Source organism: Planococcus sp. APC 3900, assembly GCF_030407735.1.
Taxonomy (GTDB): Bacteria; Bacillota; Bacilli; order Bacillales_A; family Planococcaceae; genus Planococcus; species Planococcus notacanthi.
Window position 1 is genome coordinate 188966 of record NZ_JASDCT010000005.1, and the last position, 20089, is coordinate 209054.

Annotated in this window: 23 protein-coding genes; 1 reads left to right on the forward strand and 22 read right to left on the reverse strand. The window is 45.6% G+C overall.

Annotation, left to right across the window (positions count from 1 at the left end; all coding sequences use genetic code 11):
* Positions 1 to 10: 10 nt before the first annotated feature.
* From QMA04_RS12155 to QMA04_RS12220, 14 genes are all read right to left on the reverse strand, one after another.
* Complete coding sequence (locus tag QMA04_RS12155; RefSeq protein ID WP_191714262.1) at positions 11 to 712, reverse strand: DnaD domain-containing protein; 702 nt, start codon at positions 710 to 712, stop codon at positions 11 to 13.
* 29 nt (positions 713 to 741) lie between these two features.
* The gene (gene asnS, locus QMA04_RS12160) at positions 742 to 2037 is read right to left on the reverse strand and encodes an asparagine--tRNA ligase (protein WP_191714261.1); all 1296 of its coding nucleotides are present in this window, start codon (positions 2035 to 2037) and stop codon (positions 742 to 744) included.
* 31 nt (positions 2038 to 2068) lie between these two features.
* The gene (locus QMA04_RS12165) at positions 2069 to 3259 is read right to left on the reverse strand and encodes a pyridoxal phosphate-dependent aminotransferase (protein WP_238943047.1); all 1191 of its coding nucleotides are present in this window, start codon (positions 3257 to 3259) and stop codon (positions 2069 to 2071) included.
* Positions 3260 to 3274: 15 nt separating this feature from the next.
* Positions 3275 to 3751, reverse strand: coding sequence for a cell wall elongation regulator TseB-like domain-containing protein (locus tag QMA04_RS12170; RefSeq protein WP_290186047.1), 477 nt, complete (start codon positions 3749 to 3751; stop codon positions 3275 to 3277).
* A gap of 8 nt (positions 3752 to 3759) precedes the next feature.
* Entirely contained in the window at positions 3760 to 3930 is a 171-nt protein-coding gene (locus QMA04_RS12175; protein ID WP_191714259.1) for a YpmA family protein, read from the reverse strand.
* 23 nt (positions 3931 to 3953) lie between these two features.
* Positions 3954 to 6716: an ATP-dependent DNA helicase DinG gene (gene dinG / locus QMA04_RS12180; RefSeq protein WP_290186049.1), complete on the reverse strand. Its 2763-nt coding sequence runs from the start codon at positions 6714 to 6716 to the stop codon at positions 3954 to 3956.
* 143 nt (positions 6717 to 6859) lie between these two features.
* Complete coding sequence (gene panD, locus QMA04_RS12185) at positions 6860 to 7243, reverse strand: aspartate 1-decarboxylase (RefSeq protein WP_290186051.1); 384 nt, start codon at positions 7241 to 7243, stop codon at positions 6860 to 6862.
* 3 nt (positions 7244 to 7246) lie between these two features.
* Positions 7247 to 8083: a pantoate--beta-alanine ligase gene (panC, locus tag QMA04_RS12190; RefSeq protein WP_290186053.1), complete on the reverse strand. Its 837-nt coding sequence runs from the start codon at positions 8081 to 8083 to the stop codon at positions 7247 to 7249.
* Between the two features lie 286 nt (positions 8084 to 8369).
* Entirely contained in the window at positions 8370 to 9353 is a 984-nt protein-coding gene (locus QMA04_RS12195; RefSeq protein ID WP_191714255.1) for a biotin--[acetyl-CoA-carboxylase] ligase, read from the reverse strand.
* On the reverse strand, positions 9331 to 10464 hold the full coding sequence (locus QMA04_RS12200) for a CCA tRNA nucleotidyltransferase (protein ID WP_290186055.1): 1134 nt from the start codon (positions 10462 to 10464) through the stop codon (positions 9331 to 9333). Before QMA04_RS12200 ends, QMA04_RS12195 begins: the two co-directional genes overlap by 23 nt.
* Entirely contained in the window at positions 10461 to 11603 is a 1143-nt protein-coding gene (gene bshA, locus QMA04_RS12205) for an N-acetyl-alpha-D-glucosaminyl L-malate synthase BshA (RefSeq protein WP_290186057.1), read from the reverse strand. The genes QMA04_RS12200 and bshA overlap by 4 nt, the downstream gene beginning before the upstream one ends.
* A gap of 11 nt (positions 11604 to 11614) precedes the next feature.
* Entirely contained in the window at positions 11615 to 12019 is a 405-nt protein-coding gene (gene mgsA, locus QMA04_RS12210) for a methylglyoxal synthase (RefSeq protein ID WP_191714252.1), read from the reverse strand.
* A gap of 13 nt (positions 12020 to 12032) precedes the next feature.
* A complete protein-coding gene (gene dapB, locus QMA04_RS12215) occupies positions 12033 to 12833 on the reverse strand; it encodes a 4-hydroxy-tetrahydrodipicolinate reductase (RefSeq protein ID WP_191714251.1) in 801 nt (266 codons plus the stop codon).
* Entirely contained in the window at positions 12830 to 13168 is a 339-nt protein-coding gene (locus QMA04_RS12220) for a nucleotide pyrophosphohydrolase (RefSeq protein WP_191714250.1), read from the reverse strand. Before QMA04_RS12220 ends, dapB begins: the two co-directional genes overlap by 4 nt.
* A gap of 122 nt (positions 13169 to 13290) precedes the next feature.
* On the opposite strand from QMA04_RS12220, the gene QMA04_RS12225 reads away from it, so the two are divergent.
* On the forward strand, positions 13291 to 14142 hold the full coding sequence (locus tag QMA04_RS12225) for a YitT family protein (RefSeq protein WP_290186145.1): 852 nt from the start codon (positions 13291 to 13293) through the stop codon (positions 14140 to 14142).
* Positions 14143 to 14184: 42 nt separating this feature from the next.
* Here the strand turns inward: QMA04_RS12225 and QMA04_RS12230 are convergent, their stop codons facing one another.
* The 8 genes from QMA04_RS12230 to QMA04_RS12265 all read right to left on the reverse strand — a co-directional run bounded on the left by QMA04_RS12230 (position 14185) and on the right by QMA04_RS12265 (position 20046).
* Positions 14185 to 14865, reverse strand: coding sequence for a zinc metallopeptidase (locus QMA04_RS12230; RefSeq protein ID WP_290186059.1), 681 nt, complete (start codon positions 14863 to 14865; stop codon positions 14185 to 14187).
* A 54-nt stretch (positions 14866 to 14919) separates the two neighbouring features.
* Positions 14920 to 15531, reverse strand: coding sequence for a lipoprotein heptaprenylglyceryl N-acetyltransferase LhaT (gene lhaT, locus QMA04_RS12235; protein ID WP_203339494.1), 612 nt, complete (start codon positions 15529 to 15531; stop codon positions 14920 to 14922).
* Between the two features lie 62 nt (positions 15532 to 15593).
* Positions 15594 to 16376, reverse strand: coding sequence for a menaquinol-cytochrome c reductase cytochrome b/c subunit (locus QMA04_RS12240; protein ID WP_191714247.1), 783 nt, complete (start codon positions 16374 to 16376; stop codon positions 15594 to 15596).
* A 39-nt stretch (positions 16377 to 16415) separates the two neighbouring features.
* Positions 16416 to 17090, reverse strand: coding sequence for a menaquinol-cytochrome c reductase cytochrome b subunit (gene qcrB, locus QMA04_RS12245; RefSeq protein WP_191714246.1), 675 nt, complete (start codon positions 17088 to 17090; stop codon positions 16416 to 16418).
* Positions 17091 to 17111: 21 nt separating this feature from the next.
* Entirely contained in the window at positions 17112 to 17615 is a 504-nt protein-coding gene (locus QMA04_RS12250; RefSeq protein WP_191714245.1) for a QcrA and Rieske domain-containing protein, read from the reverse strand.
* A gap of 140 nt (positions 17616 to 17755) precedes the next feature.
* Positions 17756 to 18208, reverse strand: a complete 453-nt coding sequence (locus tag QMA04_RS12255) for a DUF2487 family protein (protein WP_290186062.1) — start codon at positions 18206 to 18208, stop codon at positions 17756 to 17758.
* A 9-nt stretch (positions 18209 to 18217) separates the two neighbouring features.
* A complete protein-coding gene (locus QMA04_RS12260) occupies positions 18218 to 18778 on the reverse strand; it encodes a ReoY family proteolytic degradation factor (protein WP_191714243.1) in 561 nt (186 codons plus the stop codon).
* A gap of 14 nt (positions 18779 to 18792) precedes the next feature.
* Complete coding sequence (locus tag QMA04_RS12265) at positions 18793 to 20046, reverse strand: tetratricopeptide repeat protein (protein WP_203339493.1); 1254 nt, start codon at positions 20044 to 20046, stop codon at positions 18793 to 18795.
* Between the last annotated feature and the right edge of the window lie 43 nt (positions 20047 to 20089).

Sequence of the window (20089 nt, forward strand, 5' to 3'; positions counted from 1 at the left end):
ACTTCACCTTCTAATTGCGGTCTTCCAGCCAATTGTAAAACTGAACTTTTTTCGCAACGTTTTCTGTCGGCTGAATCCGGATATTTTTCTCTCTGAAAGAGCTTGCGTGTTTGGTGACTTGCGTGGAAGTTTTGATGTTTTTCTTTTTCCATTCGAATAAAATCCGGTCCACATAACGGAGACTGATTTTTTGTGAAATGACCGCTTCTTTCAATGCCATCCGAATCACTTCCGGCGTATGGCCATCCTGGTCCATCCACATCGAGATGGTTTCGATTTCCATCGGAGAAAGAAAACGTCCGAATTCTTGTTCGAACAATTGGAATATCTCTCCTTCCAATTCCTTCTGGGTGTTTTCTTTCACTTCGTGTTGTTCTTTGAACACACAATCCAGCAGTCGGTCCCATAAAGGCTGCAAAGAAATGATTTCCGTCAGCACATCATTTTCTGTCGTTTGTTCAATTGCTAGATATCCTTGCTGCATCAACTTTTGCAACATCGTCGTTACGCTTTTTTGCGAAGTCATCATACGTGCTCCAATTTCATCAGGCGTTGGAAATTGGTTCCCAGTTTGTTGGAATGCCTGAATGTGTATGAGCAGCATAGCTTCTTCGTCTGTAATCTTCAGTTCTTTATAAAACTGAAAAAAAAGCTGGGAAATGTTAACATTCCCCTGCTCGATCCACGTTTGCAGCCGATTAGGTTGTTTCATATCCCAACCACCTTTCCATTTATTTATTTTTAAGGATACAATCTGTTCAATAGACGCGGGAATGGAATCGATTCTCTGACGTGTTCAACGCCGCTGATCCATGCAACCGTCCGTTCAAGGCCTAAGCCGAAACCAGAATGAGGCACAGCCCCGAATTTGCTCAAGTCCAAGTACCATGCATAAGCTTCTTCATCCAGTCCATGTTCCTGGATGCGTTGTTTCATTAAGTCGTAATCGTGGATACGTTCTGATCCTCCGATGATTTCCCCATAGCCTTCAGGTGCGATCATATCTGCACACAAGACCACATCATCACGGTCCGGATGCGGCTGCATATAGAACGGCTTGATGCCAATCGGGTAATTGGTGATAAAAATCGGCATATCGTAGCTTTCTGCCAAAGCCGTTTCGTGTGGAGCCCCGAAATCTTCGCCCCATTTGATGTCATCAAAGCCATTTTCGTTCAACCATTTGATGGCATCATCATAAGAAACGCGCGGGAATGGTGCTTTTATTTTTTCAAGTTTCGATACATCTCTTTCAAGACGTTCCAATTCCAATTTGCAGTTTTTCAAGACAGATTGGACGATGTGGGAGACGTATTGCTCCTGCACTTCCAGGCTTTCTTCGTGTTCCATAAATGCCATTTCAGGCTCGATCATCCAGAACTCGATCAAATGGCGGCGAGTTTTGGATTTCTCTGCGCGGAAAGTAGGTCCGAACGAGAATACTTTTCCAAGTGCCATTGCAGCGGCTTCCATGTAAAGCTGTCCTGACTGTGACAGGTAAGCATCTTCATCGAAATATTTCGTTGCGAACAACTCAGATGTCCCTTCTGGTGATGAACCCGTCAAAATCGGTGGATCTACTTTTACAAAGCCGTTTTCGTTGAAGAATTCATAAGTCGCACGAATGATTTCGTTGCGGATTTTCATGATGGCATGCTGTCTGCGCGAACGAAGCCATAAATGGCGGTTGTCCATCAGAAATTCCGTACCATGCTCTTTTGGTGTAATCGGGAAATCCTTTGCTTCATGAATCACTTCAATGCCTGTAACAGCAAGCTCATAGCCGAACGCAGAACGTTCGTCCTCTTTTACTTCCCCTGTTACATAAAGAGATGTTTCTTGCGTCAATCCCTTAGCTGTTGCGAATAATTCCTCTCCCACTTCAGCTTTTACGACAACACCTTGCACAAATCCAGAACCGTCACGCAGCTGCAAAAATGCAATTTTTCCACTCGAACGCTTATTGGCGATCCAAGCCCCTAACTTAACTGTTTCCCCATTATATTTAGCCATTTCGGCAATAGTAATTTTTTTCATCCAGCGATAGCCTCCAAAGAATTAGGTTGTCTTAGTCTTTCCATTTTGATGTAACAAATTGATGGATCCGTTCCACGGCTTCCGTCAACGTTTCAAGCGAAGTCGCATAGGACAGACGAATTGTTGAATGTGCACCGAATCCAGAACCCGGAATCACCGCAACATTTGCTTCTGTCAATAAAGCCGCAACAAAATCATCAACCGATGTGAAGCCTGTTTTTTCTGCAGCTTCTGAAACATCCGGCAATAAGTAGAACGCGCCTTGAGGGCGAATCACTTGGAAGCCTGGAATTGCCTGCAGTTTCGGGAATATGGCTTCCAATCGGCTTTCAAATGCCTGCCGCATTTCCTCTACTGCATCCTGTGGCCCATTATAGGCTTCGATTGCCGCATATTGCGAAGTTGTTGTCGGATTGGATGTTGAATGGCTCGCCAAATCCGTCATCGCTTTGATCAGTTGGGCATCTCCGGCTGCGTAACCGATGCGCCAACCTGTCATTGAATGCGATTTCGAAACGCCGTTGATCAGAATCGTGCGGTTCTTTGCATCTTCTGAAAGAGTCGCGATGGACGTATGTCCAACGTCTCCGTAGATCAGCTTTTCATAGATTTCATCTGAAACGATGAGGATATCAAATTCACGGCAAACTTCCGCCAGTGCTTCCAACTCCTCTTTCGAATAAATCATCCCTGTCGGATTGCTAGGCGTGTTGATGATAACCGCTTTTGTCCGGTCAGTAATGGCTTCTCTTAATTGCTGAGGAGAAATTTTGTATTCCTGGCTGGCTGTCGCTTCTATGTATACCGGAACACCCTGTGCCAATTTCACCTGTTCAGGATAGCTGACCCAATAAGGAATCGGAATAATTACTTCGTCACCTTCATTCAAGAGCACTTGAAATAATGTATAAAGTACATGCTTAGCACCGATTCCGACCATAACTTCTTTCGGCTGATAGCTCAGCTGCTGATCGCGCTGTAATTTATTGATGATGGCTTCTTTTAAAGCAGGCAATCCGCCTGCTGGCGTATACTTGGTCTTGCCGTCTTTCATTGACTGATAAGCAGCTTCCAGGATGTTTTCTGGCGTATTGTAATCCGGTTCCCCGGCACCGAGGCCGATGATATTGACTCCTTGTGCCTTAAGCTCATTTGCCTTTGCAGTGATTGCCAAGGTTGTTGAAGGTGTTAAAGTTTGTACACGATTCGCTAAGTTGATCAAATTTTTTCCGCCCTTTCACAAATTCAATATGCGTTTCCACCAGGTTCCATCGCCTGCTGATAAATAAACATAATTCAAGCTGTCTTTTTCATTGAGAAAAGCGATCTCCCAGACCGGTCCGTCTTTTTCCATCCCAAGTCTGGTATGCAGTATTTCTTTGACATCCATTTCAGCAAGGGCAATTTCTCTGGCTTGCTGCGCCGTTATCTTATCTTCCAACGGAATTGCCTGCAGCTTGCCTTCCCCTGTCGGAACAAAGACTGCAACGAGTTCACCCTTGCTGTTAGTGCCGAGCACCGTCACAGAAGCGGCCGAATTGGTATAGACATAGGCCCGTTCCACTTCTTCAATCAATTGCTCGCTTTTAGCGCGGTCAATTGCCAACTCTTCGGTTTCGGAATAGGGTTTATTGCCAAGAAACAATATCAGGATGATGATGGCAACGGCCAAAAAAGACAGAAAACCGAGTATGAATGTGATCCATTGTTTCATTTCATCACCTATGTTTTATATATTGTAAAAATTGCTTTTTCAGAGTCTTCTTTGTCAAGCGCCAGGCCGAACATTAAATTCTTGTCTTTTAAAGTGCGGTTCAAGGCGTCCACCACTTTATATAAATCTGACTGATACGTAAGCTCTACTGTAGAGATCACTTCAATTTTGGATTCCATGCATGCGCCTTCCTTTCGTTATATCACTGCTTATTATACCAAGCTTCAATATCCGTTACCATCTTTTCTAGAGACACTTTCGATACTTTGACTTTCGGCAAAGCACTTATGAATTCCCGTCCGTAGGATTTCGTCTCGATCCGGCGATCCAGCACGATGAACAGGCCTTTGTCATTTTTGGAACGGATCAGCCTGCCGAATCCTTGACGCAGGCGAAGCACCGCTTCAGGCAGTGCATATTGCAAAAATGGATTAACGCCTTCACGGGTAATAACTTCAGAACGCGCTTTGAAGATTGGTTCATCCGGCGAGGTGAAAGGCAAACGCACCACGACGACCGCACGAAGTGCATCCCCTGGTACATCGACCCCTTCCCAAAAACTGTTTGTGCCAAACAACACAGATTTCTGGAAGCGCTGGAAAGATTTCAATAATTTCATACGGCTGCCGGATGAAATGCCTTGGGCAAACAGCATATAATCATCGAGCAAACCTGTGTCTTGAATCAAATCCACTGTTTTCCGGAGCATATCCTGTGACGTAAATAGCACAAAACAACGTCCTTCTGTTACAATCACCGTCTGAATGACGGCATCCGCTACGGATTCAATGTATTCATGCTGGGAAACTTTCTGGATATCCGGCATGTCTTCCACAATATATACATGCGCACCTTGATAAAAATCTTTTGGCGGTTCAAATTTCAGGATAGACACATGCTGCGGAATGCCGATTTGGTTGACGATAAAACGTTCGTTGGCAGGTACAGTCATTGTGCCGGACAACCAGATGACCGCTTTATCCTGACGTGCATCAGCCATGACCTTATCCACTAATGAAGCCACTGCAAAGGGACGTTTATAGAGCGATAAGCTGGTCGGCAGACTTCTCATATCCCCTTCAATCCAACTTACTTCGTCCGTCAGAGGGAACACGAAGATTTCACTGAATTCAACGGCTTTAACCATCATTTCTTCCGTCCAATAGCGCCAGTCGGCGATCGTCAGCTGGTCTTGAATGGTTTTTTCCGTCAGGCGCTCTGCTTTTTGCAGGATGAGCTGTGACAAATCGATCCATTCGTTCAAATAACGCAGCAGTTCCAGGAAACGGCTGTCTTCAAGATACAGTTCGCTTAAAAGCGAGGCATTTTTCTTATGTCGGCTCGAGGCGAATTTAGCGGCGAACTCATCAGCCAATAAATTCGAAACCTCATCGAACAGCGTGGTGAATTTTAAAAACAGCGATTCCAGCTTGAGCAATTCCGGCACAGTCGAAAAGCCGGTCCGGTTGGCCGCGTCGTATAAAGCACGGAATAATTGCTGATCATCAAAACTGCCGAGCTGGCCGAAAATGTATTTCCATTGGGTATAGACAAAGGTTTTCTCATGCTGGGAAACAGCTGCCTGGACAACCTGATGGGCTTCATCCCAGATATAGGCATCGACACTGGCCAGTATTGATTTTTTGCTCAAATGCTGATTGAGCAGAAACGCATGGTTGGTGACGATGACATGGGCATGCTTCGCCTGATTTAAGGCAAATTCGTAAAAGTCGGCTTTCTTTTCTTGCTTCGACAGTTTCCGTATATGGGAACGCCGTATTTTGTCGAGTACAAATTGTCCGCCGCTCGATGAATTGAGTTCGTTTAAGTCACCGGTTTCGGTGGCTGTAAGCCAGACCAGGACCTGCATGATGGTGAACGTCTCGTCATAGGATTCGTCATCTCCGTGGAGCAACTCGACAAAACGCCCCAAATCGATGTAATGCGATAACCCTTTGATCAACGAAATGCGCACAGGCGCTCCAATGAATTGCTCGACCATCCGGCCTTCTTTCAGGACCAGCTGATCCTGAAGGTGTGTCGTATAGGTGCTGATCATGACTTGCCTGCCTGTGTCCAGGGCATAGTTGACCGCGGGAAGCAAATAGGCAATCGTTTTCCCCATTCCCGTCGATGCTTCGATGACCAGCTCTTTTTTATGCAGCAATGCATCTTCAATGGAAGCCATCATGCCATACTGGCTCGGCCGCTTCTCAAAATTCGGAAAGACTGTTTCAAGCCCCTCCCGCCAATCGCGCGGCAATGAACTTTGCTGTTCCGGATCAGACGAAAATGATTTTCGGGGCTTCAGGGGAATTCCCTGGAAACGGTCGAACTCGTCTGCCTGAGCATTTCTTTTCTTTTGTGTCAATTCAAAAAATAGGCGCGACAGATCCGACTTCAATTGGAAAGAACGTTTGTGAAGAAAGGCCAAAGTATCGTAAGGCAAGGATTCCAAGTCATTTTTGGCACGCAAAAACAACAAGGCTGTCGCCATCGCATCATCATCTGCACGATGGGCACTTTCGAGCGGAATCCCCAGCTCTGAAGTGATGTCCTGCAACTTATAGCTGAATGCCGTCGGGTACATCAACCGCACCAATTCAACCGTATCCATCGTAATGCCATGCCATTTCGGCAAACCGCTGCGTTTTAGTTCGGCCTGCAGGAAAGGCAGATCAAAATTGGTGTTGTGTGCAACAAAAATCGCATCCTGCATTTTTTCGAAAACCGTTTCAGCATAAAACTCAAAAGCTTTAGCATCCTTCACATCTTCGTCTGTAATATTCGTCAGATCCTGTATAAATAATGGAATCGTGCGTCCCGGATGGATGAATTTTGTATATGTATCGGTAATTACACCGTTTTCAATCGTTACCATTGCGAGTTGAATAATCCGGTCACCTTTTGCAGGGGAATGGCCCGTTGTTTCAATATCGACAACGACATACTTTTGCGTGTTCATCTTAGCCCCTCTTTCTTAGGTGTTAGCCTAAAAAAATTGTAACATATCCAGCGGCTTTCCGCTTTCAAGATGAAAATTCAATCTTCTTGCTTTACTTCAGGCAAAAGAAAAACAGCCCCGAATCATATCGGAGGCTGCACAATTTACATGACGGTTGCTTCAGGTTCGTAATGGATGATTTCCTTGATTTGATTGTCGGCATTCATAATGGCAACAGTTGGTTTGTGGTCACGGGCATTTTCGTTCATGACATAGGCATAGGAAAGGATAATGACGATGTCCCCACGCTGCACCAGGCGCGCTGCTGCTCCATTCACACAAATCACGCCACTGCCGCGTTCTCCGGCAATGATGTACGTTTCAAAACGGGCGCCATTATTATTATTGACGATATGCACTTTTTCATTTGGCAGCATCCCCACAGCATCCAGCAAATCCTGATCGATGGTAATGCTTCCTACATAATTCAAGTCAGCTTCTGTCACCGTTGCACGGTGGATTTTTGAATTCAGCATCATTCTAAGCATGAGTCAGTTCTCCTTTGGGTTAAAAATGATATTATCGATTAATCGTGCTTTTTCGAATTGCACAGCCAAAGCCAATATAGCATCGTTTTGAATATCCGCGGTCAAAGTCGGATAATCGAGCAATTCGATGTAATCGATTTTTCCGGACGTGTTTTTGGTGAGATAGTCAGTCATTGGCGCAATCGGATCCTGCCCCTGCAAAAATAGGTTCTTGCCCATCTCTAATGCTTTTTTCAAATGAGGCGCTTCATCGCGTTCAGCAGCACTCAAATAAACATTACGTGAGCTTTTTGCCAATCCATCTTCTTCGCGGACAGTATCCCCACGGCGGATTGCCATCGGAAAATTGAAATCTGCAACCAACGACTCAATGATCGCCAACTGCTGGGCATCTTTTTGGCCGAAATACGCCATATCCGCCTCAGTTAAATGAAACAGCTTGGTGACTACTTTCAGCACGCCATCAAAATGTCCAGGTCTTTTAGCGCCGCACAGGACATCCGCCTGTGCACCGGCTGTAATTTTGATTTGGCTTTCCCGTGGATACATCTCTTCTACACCCGGTACAAAAATTGCATCCGTCCCTGCTCCTTCAGCCAGCTGCCGATCGCGATCAAGGTCTCTCGGGTAGCGGTCGAAATCTTCATTCGGTCCAAATTGCGCAGGGTTGACGAAAATGCTCATGACTACCCTGTCGTTTTCTGACTTGGCCTTTTCCACTAAAGATAAATGCCCTTCATGCAAAAAACCCATCGTCGGCACTAAACCAATGGTCTCGCCTGCTTTTTTGGTTTCCCGAACCCATTTTTTAAGTTCGTCCACCGTCTGTAAAATCAACAATTTTTTCTCTCCTCTCGGGAAGAAAACCATATAAAAAGCCCTTCCGCCGAAAAAAAAGACAGAAGGACAGTAAATGTACGTTTGGTTTCCTCCGTCCCTGTCGTATAAGTGATCAAGGCAGAACTAGATTACTATGAATTTTTGGGTGTGTTGCGGTTGTTCGGTGCAGTTCGCAAGCGATACTGCCCGTTAAAAACACTATACCAGAAATCCAGAAAAAAACATATTCCATGCTTAAGGGTTATGCAAGTTGGAGGCAATATGCCAGGAATGAATCCTGCACCCTCTAGTTGGTCATTTCGATATCAGCTGAATAGATGCCGTGGAGTTTGCCGTCCGCTGTCCGCAATTGCAGAACTCCGTCTTCGGTGATGCCTTCAGCGATGCCTTCAAGTGTCTGGTTCGTCATACGCGCCCGGATCGGGTGTCCGATGGTCGTCGAGTAGCTTTCCCACATGACTTTCAGCAGGCCGAAGCCTTCTTCAATGTACATCTGTGTATAAATTTCCAAGTAATACAGCAGGGACTGGACCAGTTTTTGGCGGCTTACTGTGTCCCCGCTCTCCATCTTCAGCGAAGTCGCAATAGCTTGGATTTCCGGATCGAAATCCGTTTTCTCTTGATTGATGTTCAAGCCGATGCCGATGATCAATGCCTGAATGCCATCTGCATCTGACTGCAGCTCTGTCAAAATGCCGGTACACTTTTTGCCGTTCAGGAGAATGTCATTCGGCCATTTGATCTTCGGCTGCAATTTGGTGACTTCTTCAATCGCTCTTACCACTGCGACGGCAGTGACCAGCGTAAACTGAGGCGCTTTTTGCGGCACGACATCCGGCCGCAGGATAACGCTCATCCAGACACCTTTTCCTGCTGCTGAATCCCATTTCCGGGCCATTCTCCCACGTCCGGCTGTCTGCGTCTCTGTCAGCACGACAGTGCCGCCTGGCGCCCCTTCCTGTGCCAGTTTATGGGCGATGATTTGAGTCGAAGAGCAGCTTTCCACATATTCGATGTTCTGTCCGATGTGTTTCGTCTTCAATCCTGTTTGAATGGCCAAGGGCTCTAATGTATCCGGAATGGAAACGATGCGGTAGCCTTTTTTCTTGACTGACTCAATGGCATAGCCTTTTTCTTCAAGCTCCTTGATGTGCTTCCAGATTGCTGTCCGGGAAATTCCGAATTCTTCTGCCAATTGTTGGCCCGACACGGCTTCACCGTTCGATTCGATTAATCGCTTCGCTAACTTATGCGTGACGGTGATATTCATTCACAAACCAGTCCTTTATGAGTTCTTTGTCATTCTTCAATTCACCATAGACAATCAGTTTTTCCAACTTTTCTATCCACACTTTCAGCCATGGGCCGGAACGCTCTCCGCTCCATTCCATAAACTCCCGTCCGCTTGCTGCGAGATCGGATTTTGATTGAATGGGCAATTCGGCTTTGGCGGCTGCCGGGTCAAGCAATTTCCCGCTTGCTTTAGCTGCCATCTCCAATTGGTCAACGGCATAATAGTAGAACGTCCATTGATCCCAAAATTCCAGCTTGGCCAACTCCAGGCTTTTCTCTATGAGCCGCTTGTCTTCATTTGAAAAACGGTAATCCTTTATTTCTGAAAATGGCCGATTGTTTTTATGCAATAAATAAAACCAGCCAAATACCGCTTTGCCGCTGGATTCGTAACGGCTCCAATCCATTTCGAAAAGCTTGCCGGCGGGAAGAAAAGCCGTTAAATCCGTTTTCCCCAGATACTCCATGCTGCGGGCCGTACGAGGATTGGTGAATATCTTATCGATTTCCGACTTTAAACGTTCGACCGCGATGGATTGGATCAACGACGCATGGCGGCGGATTGACTCAAGTGTGTGTTGCTCGATTGAAAAATCCAGCTGCCCCGAAAAACGCACCGCTCGCAGCATGCGCAGTGCGTCTTCTTGAAAGCGCTGATCTGGTTCTCCCACCGCACGAATAATATGCTTTCGGAGATCTTCTGTCCCGCCAAACGGATCGATGATTTTCAAGGTTTCCGTCATCGCCATCGCATTGATGGTGAAATCGCGGCGCTTTAAATCCTCTTCTAACGATTGGACAAACTCCACCGAATCAGGCCGGCGGTTATCGGAATAACTGCCTTCCGTCCGAAATGTCGTCACTTCTATGCCTTCACCGTCAATCAGCACCAACACAGTGCCATGCTCAATTCCCGTATCGACCGTTCGCTTGAACAGCGTTTTCACTTGCTGCGGTGATGCGGAAGAAGCCACATCGATATCATGAGGCGTCTGGCCGAGCAGAAAATCGCGCACTGCTCCACCGACCATGTAAGCTTCGAAACCTGCTTTCTGCAAGATGCCGATCACTTTGATGGCCGTCTTCATTGTGTGTCATCCTTTGCCAGCAAGCGTTCATACAAGCCTTCATAATATTTCAGGATTTTAGAGGAATGGAAACGTTCAGCCACTGTTTTCAAAGCACCTTGCCGCAATTTCTCCAGCTTGTTCTCATCGCTCATCATTTCGATTGCGTATTCAGCGGCCTGTTTTGTGTCACCCAATTCGACCAGGTAGCCATTCACGCCCGGTTCGATAATTTCGGGCATTCCTCCGATATTGGAGCCGATCACCGGCACCCCGCATGCCATCGCTTCCAGCAACACTAAGCCGAACGCTTCTTTTTCAGAAAGAAGAATTTTGATGTCACTGATATTATAGAATTCTGCCAGGCTGTCCCGTTTTCCAAGGAACAACACGTCATCTTCCAATCCAAGATCCTGCACTTGCTGAATGATCCGTCCCATTTCAGGTCCATCCCCGACCAGCAATAATTTACAATCCAGTTGTTGACGTGCCTGTGAAAATGTCTCTACAACATCCTGGACACGCTTGACGTTCCGGAAATTGGAAACATGGATCATCACTTTCTGATCGGGTTCTATTCCTAATTCAGCTTTCAGTTCTTTAGAGTCCTGCGGGAAATACTCCCTTTCATCAACAAAATTATAGACTGTTTCTATCTTTTTATCCGGTTTAATAAGATCGTAAGTCTGATCTCGTAACGAATCTGAAACGGCTGTGACGATATCGGACTTCTCGATGCCGTAGCGAATCGCTTCTTTCAAGGAAGAATCTGACCCCAATACTGTTATGTCCGTACCGTGCAGAGTCGTCACAATGCCGATGTTGGAGCCTGCCATGTCCCGCCCAAGAATGGCACAGACGGCATGTGGAATTGCATAATGCACATGCATCAGATCCAGTTTTTCATTTTTGATGACTTCCGCGATTTTCGTCGCCAACGCAATGTCATAAGGTGCGTACTGGAAAACGGAATACGTATTGACTTCCACTTGGTGGCTGTAGATATTTGCATATGTTTTATTCAAGCGAAAAGGCGTACTGGACGTGATAAAATGCACCTCGTGCCCTTTTTCTGCCAGCATTTTCCCTAATTCCGTGGCAATTACACCTGATCCTCCAACCGTTGGATAGCAGGTGATGCCGATTTTCATTTTTCGCACAATGTTCTCTCCTATCCTCTTCTTTCTCCGAGCAGCCGCCAGTCAATAAAGCCTTCCTGCAACCCTTTCAAAAGCACTTCAGCGGTTCCCATATTGGTGGCTAATGGGATTCCGTAAACATCACACAGGCGAATCAATGCCGTTACATCAGGTTCATGAGGCTGTGCAGTCAATGGATCCCTGAAGAAAATGACCATATCCATCTCATTTTTGGCTATCATGGCACCAATCTGCTGGTCGCCGCCAAGGGGGCCGGATTGAAAACGGATGACTGGCAGTCCTGTTCCATCAATGACCCGTTGGCCGGTCGTCCCAGTCGCATAAAGCGTGTGCTTAGCCAATATCGGCTGATATGCTGTAACAAATTGGATCAGATCGTCTTTCTTTCGGTCATGGGCAATCAAGGCAATTTTCATATCATCTTCCCCTTTAAACGATTATGTGTTCCAAACCATAGATCAACTCTTCTTTTTCCATAACAGTGTTGATGGACAAAACCACGCCTGACATAAATGAGCCGCGGTTAAACGAGTCGTGGCGAAGCGTCAATAATTGGCCGTCTCCTCCAAGCAGCACCTGCTGATGCGCAACAAGACCCGGCAAACGCACACTGTGGATGCGCATGCCGTCGTAATTGGCTCCGCGTGCCCCTGGAAGCGTTTCTTTCTCACGGGCATGCCCCTGTTCATGGATTGGGCGTTCTTGTGAAATCAAATGGGCCGTCTTCATTGCGGTTCCGGAAGGGGCATCCAATTTTTGGTCATGATGCATTTCGATGATTTCGATATCGGGCAAATATTTGGCCGCCTGTTCAGCGAACTTCATCATAAGAACTGCTCCTACTGCAAAGTTCGGTGCAATGATGCAGCCAATTTTCGATTCTTTTGAAAGTGTAGTCAACTCTTCAAGCTGTTCATCCGAAAAACCGGTTGTACCGACCACCGGACGGATTTTCAATTCCAAAGCCTGTTTCGTATGCTCGTAAACAAATTCAGGCGTCGTTAAGTCAACCAATACATCCGGTTTGGTTTTCGAGTGCAGTTCCTGCAAATCCGTAAAGACCGGTGCGGTATATGAAGAAGGAAACAAGTTCGTATCTGCCAATGTATTCCCAACTTCTTTGTAATCCAGAACAGAAACCAATTCCATATCCGGATTGTTCATGACTGTATGTACAGCCTCTTTGCCCATTTTCCCTCTTGCTCCTGCAATTGACACGCGAATCGTCATTTGTCTCCATCCTTTCTTGTCCAGCGGTCTTTGTCTCTGCTCGCAAACTTCTCCATCACCCGGTCATGAGCATGCGCCAAATCGATATCCATTGAATTCGCCATACAAATCAAGACGAACAGGACATCGCCCATCTCTTCCTCAATACTGTTTTCAGCTTCCGAGCTTTTCTTTTTCTTCGGACCATATTGGTGCATCACTTCTCTGGACAGTTCGCCCAGTTCTTCGGTCATGCGAGCCATCATTTCCATCGGCTGAAAATAGCCTTCTTTGTACTGTCCTATGTATCGGTCCACGTCCAGCTGAAGCTGTTTCATCGTTTTATCTCCGCTCATATCATCACACTCCTCAGTCAATCGTAAAGAAAACTGATGATGTTGTCAAAATACATTAATTAAACGATAATACAGAAGTTGATATTCACGAAAGGGGTTTGAGTAAATTGAAAGAATTGAAAATGAAAAATATCTTTTTCATCCTGCTCGGAGCTGCCATCTACAGCTTCGGATTTGTCCACTTCAATATTCAAAATGAATTGGGCGAGGGCGGATTTGCCGGTATTACATTGATTTTGTACTTTATTTTCCATTGGGACCCGGCATTGATGAACTTGCTATTGAACATTCCTTTGTTTTTTATTGGCTGGAAGCTTCTCGGAAGAAAAGTTTTTCTTTACACGATTATCGGCACAGTAGCTGTTTCGGTGTTTCTGAAGATTTTTCTGATCTACGAAATCCAGATCAACTTGCAGGATGATTTATTCCTTGCGGCTTTGTTCGCTGGGGTCTTCGTCGGAGTGGGGCTCGGAATCATTTTCCGTTTTGGCGGCACTACAGGAGGCGTCGACATTTTGGCGCGTTTGGCGCAGAAATACATCGGCTGGAGCATGGGGAAAACGATGTTCCTGTTCGATGCCTGCGTCATTATGCTTTCCTGGCTGACGTTCCTGGATCATCGCTCTATGATGTATACGCTGGTCGCAGTTTTTGTCGGGGCACGTGTCATTGATTTCGTGCAGGAAGGTGCATACGCCGGCAGAGGCGCTTTAATCATTTCAAATTCTCAGGAAGAAATCGCCAGCCGCATTGCTGTTGAGATGGACCGCGGAATTACCATTCTGCGTGGCTATGGCCATTTCACAAAAGAAGAACGCGAAGTATTGTATTGCGTCGTCGCGAGGAATGAAATTGTCCGTTTAAAGAATATCATCAACTCCGTCGACCCCCACGCCTTTGTTTCCTTAATGGAAGTCCACGATGTCATGGGCGAAGGGTTTACGCTTGATGAGGAAAAACAGCCGATCGGTTAAGAAGCATAGAAAAAACGGCCCTGTAAAAGGGCCGTTTTTTTTTTACGAACGATTCATGCTTGTATAGATCAAAATCAATCGAGCCAATTCAAGAACTGCCACTGCAGTAGCTGCAACATAGGTCATCGCGGCTGCGCTCAATACTTTTTTTGCATGGCGTTCCTCTTCGTTTCGGATAATGTTATTCGACAGCAATTGGTCCATTGCCCGGCTAGAGGCATTAAACTCGACCGGTAATGTCACCAATTGGAATACCACACCAGCAGCGAGCAGGATGATCCCGATCAACAATGCGCCACTCCAAGCGGAGAAGAAACCGATCATAATGAAAACCCATGACATATTCGATGAAATATTAACGATCGGCACCATGCGATGGCGAAGGCGCAAGAAGGAATAATCCTCTGCATCTTGAATCGCGTGCCCTACTTCGTGAGCGGCTACTGCGGTTCCCGCAACAGAAGCTTCATGGTAGTTATGGCTGCTGAGTGCCACTGTTTTCGTTAATGGATTGTAATGGTCACTCAACATCCCACGGCTTTCAACGACTTTGATGTTCTGAAGTCCATTGGCATCGAGGATGGTACGTGCTACCTGTGCACCTGTATGGCCGGATGTCGACCGAACTTTCGAATATTTTCCATACGTTCTTTTTAATTTAAATTGTGCCCAAATTGGAATGATCAGCAAAAGGATAAAATAGAAGATATAGCTCATACCCATGTGTAAATCGCACCTCTTTCTTTCTGCTTGATACCTTTATTTTACTTGTGATAGTCAATATTGGTCAACTGATATGGATTGAGATCGATTCAGATGAGCAACATATAAGGCAAAACTGACACAAGCAATCGATAACCAGAAAGTAAAGTAGCCGATTTGGCTGCTGTATTCACTTAAAGTGCTGTAGATCGGCATCTGTCCAAAGACATAATCGATGACATCGTTATGCAAAGTCCAAACGGCGGTCAAGGCCACTGCCAGCCAGCCAAAGCGGAAATGCTCAATATACAGCACTGCCTGAAGCGCCATTGCAAAATGGGATGCGATAAGCATCCAGCCCATCCAACCGATGGACCCTGTTTCCCACAGCGTCAGCAAGTTCATGACGACTGCCCACAGACCATATTTAATTAAGGTCACAAAAGCCAAAGCCTCAAACAAACGGCTCCGTTTTCCAATAATCCAGAGTCCCAACACAATCGTAAAAAAGAGACTGGCTGTCGGACTGTCTGGAACGAAAATCAAAAAGATCGGCTCTGTAATCTTCAATTGCCAACCGTACCATATGTATCCATATATCGTACCGCCCAAATTGATGAGGAACAGAAGAATTAGAAAAGGTCGGTACATCAGCCACGTGGAAATCTTAATCGCGAAGGAAAGCATCGTTTTTCTTCCTTTCAAGGTAGAAAAAAAGAGCCGGTTTCCCGGCTCTTTTTTTATTTTTATTATTCAGCTTCAAGGCCTGAAATGAATTCCGATAGGACTTGCAGATCTTCATCTGTTCCGTCCCATGAAGGAGGCATTACTTGAGCCCCGTCTTTTTCAATACCGTTGACAGCAATGTCAGCGATTTCTTCAGGAGACAAGCCAGTTCCGATAAGTGTCGGTCCGACTGCGCCTTCTAAATTGTCGCCATGGCAACTGATACATGCAGCTCCAGAATAAATTTCATATCCCGGGTCCGCTGTATCAATTTCTACTTCCTCCGTAATTTCACCTTGCGCTGCTGCAGCTTCCCAGTCGTGGTTTGCTACCGACTCCCAAGTAAGGAAGATGATAGAAGCTACGGCAAGAAGCATGAAGCCAGTTGGCAAAGGACGTTTCGAAGGACGTCTTTCCGGTCCGCGATCCAAGAATGGTGCTAATGCCAAAGCTCCAAAAGCAAGTCCTGGAACGATGATGGCACCAACCACATTGTATGGGCCGGAAGCGAATTCGTATTTCAGTAATTGATATAAGAACAAGAAATACCAGTCTGGCAAAGGAATATAAGCTGTATCAGTCGGATCTGCCTGGCCTTCAAGAGGCGACGGATGTGCGACGGTCAAAAGCAGATAACCGATCAAGAAGACTGCACCAATCATCCATTCTTTCAAAAGGAAGTTCGGCCAGAAAGCTTCTGTTTTACCAGGGTATTCGGAGTAATCTTTAGGAACATTCGGCTTACGGAATTCCATACTCGGAACACGCGAATCCCCTACAAATTTCATCCCTTTTCCGCGATGCATAAGTGTTCCCTCCTTAATAAATCCTTGTTGCAGACTAAATTATAGCGGTCCTGAAATACCCTGTCTTCTGATCATGATAAAGTGAGCAGCTAGCAACCCAAGCAAAGCCGCAGGCAAGAAGAAGACGTGGATAGCGAAGAATCGTGTCAAAGTCTGTGCACCAAGGATTGTTGAATCCCCAGCCAATAGAATCTTGATTGATTCACCGATAACCGGTACAGATGCTGCAATTTCAATCCCAACTTTTGTTGCAAATAGAGCTTTCATATCCCATGGAAGCAAGTAACCTGTGAAACTCAATCCAAGGATAACGCCGAATAGCATAACCCCTACGACCCAGTTCAATTCACGAGGTTTCTTATAAGAACCTGTAAAGAATACCCGCAGTGTATGAAGGAAGATCATAACAACTACAAGTGAAGCTCCCCAGTGGTGCATACCACGCACAATTTCTCCAAAAGCAACTTCGTTTTGAAGATAATAAACCGACTGCCAAGCATTTTCAATATCTGGTACATAATACATCGTTAAGAACATACCGGATAAGATCTGAATCACTGTAATGAAAAATGTAAGTCCCCCAAAACAATAAACAAATGCTGAGAAGTGGTGTGCGGGGTTTACGTGCTCAGGTACTTCATGGTCAGCAATATCACGCCAGATAGGCGTAATGTCTAATCGCTCATCAACCCAATCATATAACTTGTTTAGCACTGGTGTCGTACCCCCTAACTATTAAACTAATGTGTTGTCTCTTACTGCACCGATTGCAACAAAGCCATCCTGGTCTCGTACTTCGTACTCATCCAGTGGCCCAAGCGGCGGTGTTCCTGCGATGTTCTGTCCGTTTTTCTCATAACGGCCTGCGTGGCATGGACAGAAGAATTGTGTCGGGTTTTCTGTGTCGCCCGCCCAGTTCACTGTACAACCTAAATGTTTGCAGACAGGTGAAAGCGCGATTAACTTATCGCCTTCTTTATACACCCAAGCTGAATTCGTTACTTCAGATGTATACCATGCATCAACTTGTTCAAATGCAAAGTCGACACGTACTGGCTCTTCCGTAATATCAGCTACAGCTTGATCAGTTAAAACGAAATCTCCGCCTTCATGTTGCTGAAGTATCGGGTCTACCGCAAAACGAACCATTGGCATCAACATCCCTGCTGCCATAAAGCCACCTACACCAGTTAATGTGTAGCCTAAAAATTGACGTCGTGATACACGATTGTTACTCATCCTTTTCCCCCCTCTAACATTCAAGGTCAGTCCAATGGACATACTCATTCAAATATAATTACTAGGACAACCTAATAATATATCAATCAAATCTTTAGGTCAATATCGCAAAGAGCCTATTCCTGCAGATTGTGAACATTTCATGAATGATGTGACCATTCTTTCATAAATAGCGGCAATACTTGTCTCAACTGGTCTTCCATTACGGATTTCTTAAAAGATTGGTCCATATCTTCGATTGGAATCGCCGGCAGCCATAATACATTTTTTAAACTGTCAATGGTCCGCCATTCGGCATCAGTGGTCAAATAAAACACATGTTTGAACTTTGTCTGCTTTAATTCTTCCGTCAATTCTTCTGCTATCCGCTGGCGATTTGCTATTTTGGCATAAGAAATAGGCGGAAGCAAAAGTATCCGCCCTTTGAATTGTTTCTCCAATAAAGCAGTCAAAGATTGCAGGTATTCAGAAGCACCGGCACTCGACTTCATTCCGGCAGCGCTCATGTCCAACGGAAGAAACGGAATTACAGCCGTATCGACATAATCCTGCTGGTTCAAATATTGATCGATCTCTTTTCCGAAAAAATGCATAAAGCTATTTCACACTCCATCTTTTTTTAAGGTTTTAAATGCCTGGAGCATAGCCGATAGTTCAAAGAACTTTTCGCGGTCGTTGGCATCCAGTGCTTCATCAATTTGCTTATGAATCGTTTCCTCCTGGAAAATCTGCATACTCTCTTCCAGAATCTTTTCAGCGATTAATTGGTCCTGCTCGCTGACAGAGACATTTTTAGGGATATACGGATTTTCTTCCAAAACCGATAAATACAAGGACGGTGGAGGAATGTTCGGGAAATTCAACTGGACGTATAAATCATCATCTGGATTCAGACGCAGATCGTGGAACGATTTTTCTGCATCTGCTGTCATTAGGTTCCCTTTGTAGAAGCGGAACGGGATTTCTTTTGATTCTGTTGAGGACATGACCATTGCACGTGGACAATAATGCGCTTCTTCAACAAAATGGGTTTTTTCAAGCAGTTCTTCGTTGCTCAACATATAATTAAGAATCCAAATGCATTCGCGTCTTTTCATTTTGTACGATTGCAGAAACCAACGGACGAATTGCTTTTTTTCACCTATCGATACTGAAGCGGTCATGAAATTTCCTCCTTTCATTCAAACGATTGCTGCCAGTCGAACCATTCCGGATTTTCCGGTTCCAGGGCCTGCAGCTCTTTAATCATTTCGAGGGCCGCCCCTCTTTTTCCTTCTTCTATGAGAAATAAAGCGTAGTTTTTAAGGAAAGCCGCATCGTCTTTAAATGACGGGTAAGCTTTCTCGTAATAAACTGTCGCCTGCTTGTAATTTTCAGAGCGCTCGTAAGCTTCCGCGATCATCGGGTAAAGGCCAGCCCAGTCATCGCCGCTTTCAATCACCATTTCTGCAAGTTCCAGAACATCTTCATCCATCTCTTCGCCATGGAAGTAAGACACCAAGGTGTAGATGGCTTCCATGTATTCGGGATCCAATGCGATTGCCTGGCGCAGATGGTTGACTCCTTCTTCGGGTTTGCCGAGTTTCATCGCCAGTTTGCCGGCGAACAAGTATAGTTCCTTATCGAATTCATCACGGCTTATGCCTTCAATTATTGCTTTGTATGCAGCATCATAGTCTTCTGACATATTCAGGCTTTGCGCCTTCAGCAAGTAAGCGGAAAAATAATCCGGATCGATATCGATCAATTCATCCAAACGCCGGACAGCCATTTCATACTGGCGTGTCTGGAAGGCAGCAAATGCTGCCCCGAACAGGACATCCGGAGTTGTTTGGTCTTCCAAGGCTTTTTCATAATGAGGCAAAGCTTCTTCATAAGCAGCTCCTGCACTGTATACTTCAGCAAGCCTTTCGGAAAAGTTGACGCCTTCAATCTCAATATTGCGCCCTTCCAATTCCTGATAGATTTTTGCCGATTCCAGGTATCGCCCCGAATCCAGCAGCAACTCGGCTTTCGCCTGTTGCAGGAGCGGTTCGTCCGGCATAAGCTCTATCGCTTCGTTTAAACGGTTTTCAGCGGCTTCCAGCAAGCCCTGCAACTGGAACAAATCCGCCAGTGTCACCAGCGCCTGAGCATAAAGCTCGTCGTCTTTCGGCACTTCCATCAATGCATTCAACGCATCGTCTTCACGGTCAGCGTCGATCAAAAGGTTCGCACGATCAATGATGAGCTGGGCTTCTTCCGGGAAAATGTACTGCAGATGTTCCAACACTTTGATCGCTTCTTCCACAAAACCGATTTCTGCCAGCCATTCCGACAAACCATATTGCTCATCTGGATCTCCCTGCAGCAAATATTTATCCAGCAATGTGTTCAGGAGATTGGGATCTCCTTGCTTAACGGCATTCTGTATCTCTTCAATATTAGACATCCTATCACCTTTTCCTTCACGTTCTTACTCTCATCCTACACGA

What these genes read in the sequence shown, in the direction of transcription:
- asnS (WP_191714261.1), bottom strand. Translation starts at nt 2,037, where the DNA reads ATGAAAAAAATTACTATTGCCGAAATGGCTAAATATAATGGGGAAACA.
- QMA04_RS12200 (WP_290186055.1), bottom strand. Translation starts at nt 10,464, where the DNA reads ATGAAGACGGCCATCAAAGTGATCGGCATCTTGCAGAAAGCAGGTTTC.
- dinG (WP_290186049.1), bottom strand. Translation starts at nt 6,716, where the DNA reads ATGAACACGCAAAAGTATGTCGTTGTCGATATTGAAACAACGGGCCAT.
- QMA04_RS12255 (WP_290186062.1), bottom strand. Translation starts at nt 18,208, where the DNA reads ATGCATTTTTTCGGAAAAGAGATCGATCAATATTTGAACCAGCAGGAT.
- QMA04_RS12155 (WP_191714262.1), bottom strand. Translation starts at nt 712, where the DNA reads ATGAAACAACCTAATCGGCTGCAAACGTGGATCGAGCAGGGGAATGTT.
- QMA04_RS12175 (WP_191714259.1), bottom strand. Translation starts at nt 3,930, where the DNA reads ATGGAATCCAAAATTGAAGTGATCTCTACAGTAGAGCTTACGTATCAG.
- QMA04_RS12195 (WP_191714255.1), bottom strand. Translation starts at nt 9,353, where the DNA reads ATGAATATCACCGTCACGCATAAGTTAGCGAAGCGATTAATCGAATCG.
- mgsA (WP_191714252.1), bottom strand. Translation starts at nt 12,019, where the DNA reads ATGAAAATTGCCTTGATTGCCCATGACCGAAAGAAAGACGATCTGATC.
- panD (WP_290186051.1), bottom strand. Translation starts at nt 7,243, where the DNA reads ATGCTTAGAATGATGCTGAATTCAAAAATCCACCGTGCAACGGTGACA.
- QMA04_RS12230 (WP_290186059.1), bottom strand. Translation starts at nt 14,865, where the DNA reads ATGGGTATGAGCTATATCTTCTATTTTATCCTTTTGCTGATCATTCCA.
- lhaT (WP_203339494.1), bottom strand. Translation starts at nt 15,531, where the DNA reads ATGCTTTCCTTCGCGATTAAGATTTCCACGTGGCTGATGTACCGACCT.
- QMA04_RS12250 (WP_191714245.1), bottom strand. Translation starts at nt 17,615, where the DNA reads ATGAGTAACAATCGTGTATCACGACGTCAATTTTTAGGCTACACATTA.
- QMA04_RS12240 (WP_191714247.1), bottom strand. Translation starts at nt 16,376, where the DNA reads ATGCATCGCGGAAAAGGGATGAAATTTGTAGGGGATTCGCGTGTTCCG.
- QMA04_RS12260 (WP_191714243.1), bottom strand. Translation starts at nt 18,778, where the DNA reads ATGACCGCTTCAGTATCGATAGGTGAAAAAAAGCAATTCGTCCGTTGG.
- QMA04_RS12220 (WP_191714250.1), bottom strand. Translation starts at nt 13,168, where the DNA reads ATGAGCGGAGATAAAACGATGAAACAGCTTCAGCTGGACGTGGACCGA.
- QMA04_RS12265 (WP_203339493.1), bottom strand. Translation starts at nt 20,046, where the DNA reads ATGTCTAATATTGAAGAGATACAGAATGCCGTTAAGCAAGGAGATCCC.
- QMA04_RS12170 (WP_290186047.1), bottom strand. Translation starts at nt 3,751, where the DNA reads ATGAAACAATGGATCACATTCATACTCGGTTTTCTGTCTTTTTTGGCC.
- dapB (WP_191714251.1), bottom strand. Translation starts at nt 12,833, where the DNA reads ATGACGATTCGCGTGTCAATTGCAGGAGCAAGAGGGAAAATGGGCAAA.
- QMA04_RS12225 (WP_290186145.1), top strand. Translation starts at nt 13,291, where the DNA reads ATGAAAAATATCTTTTTCATCCTGCTCGGAGCTGCCATCTACAGCTTC.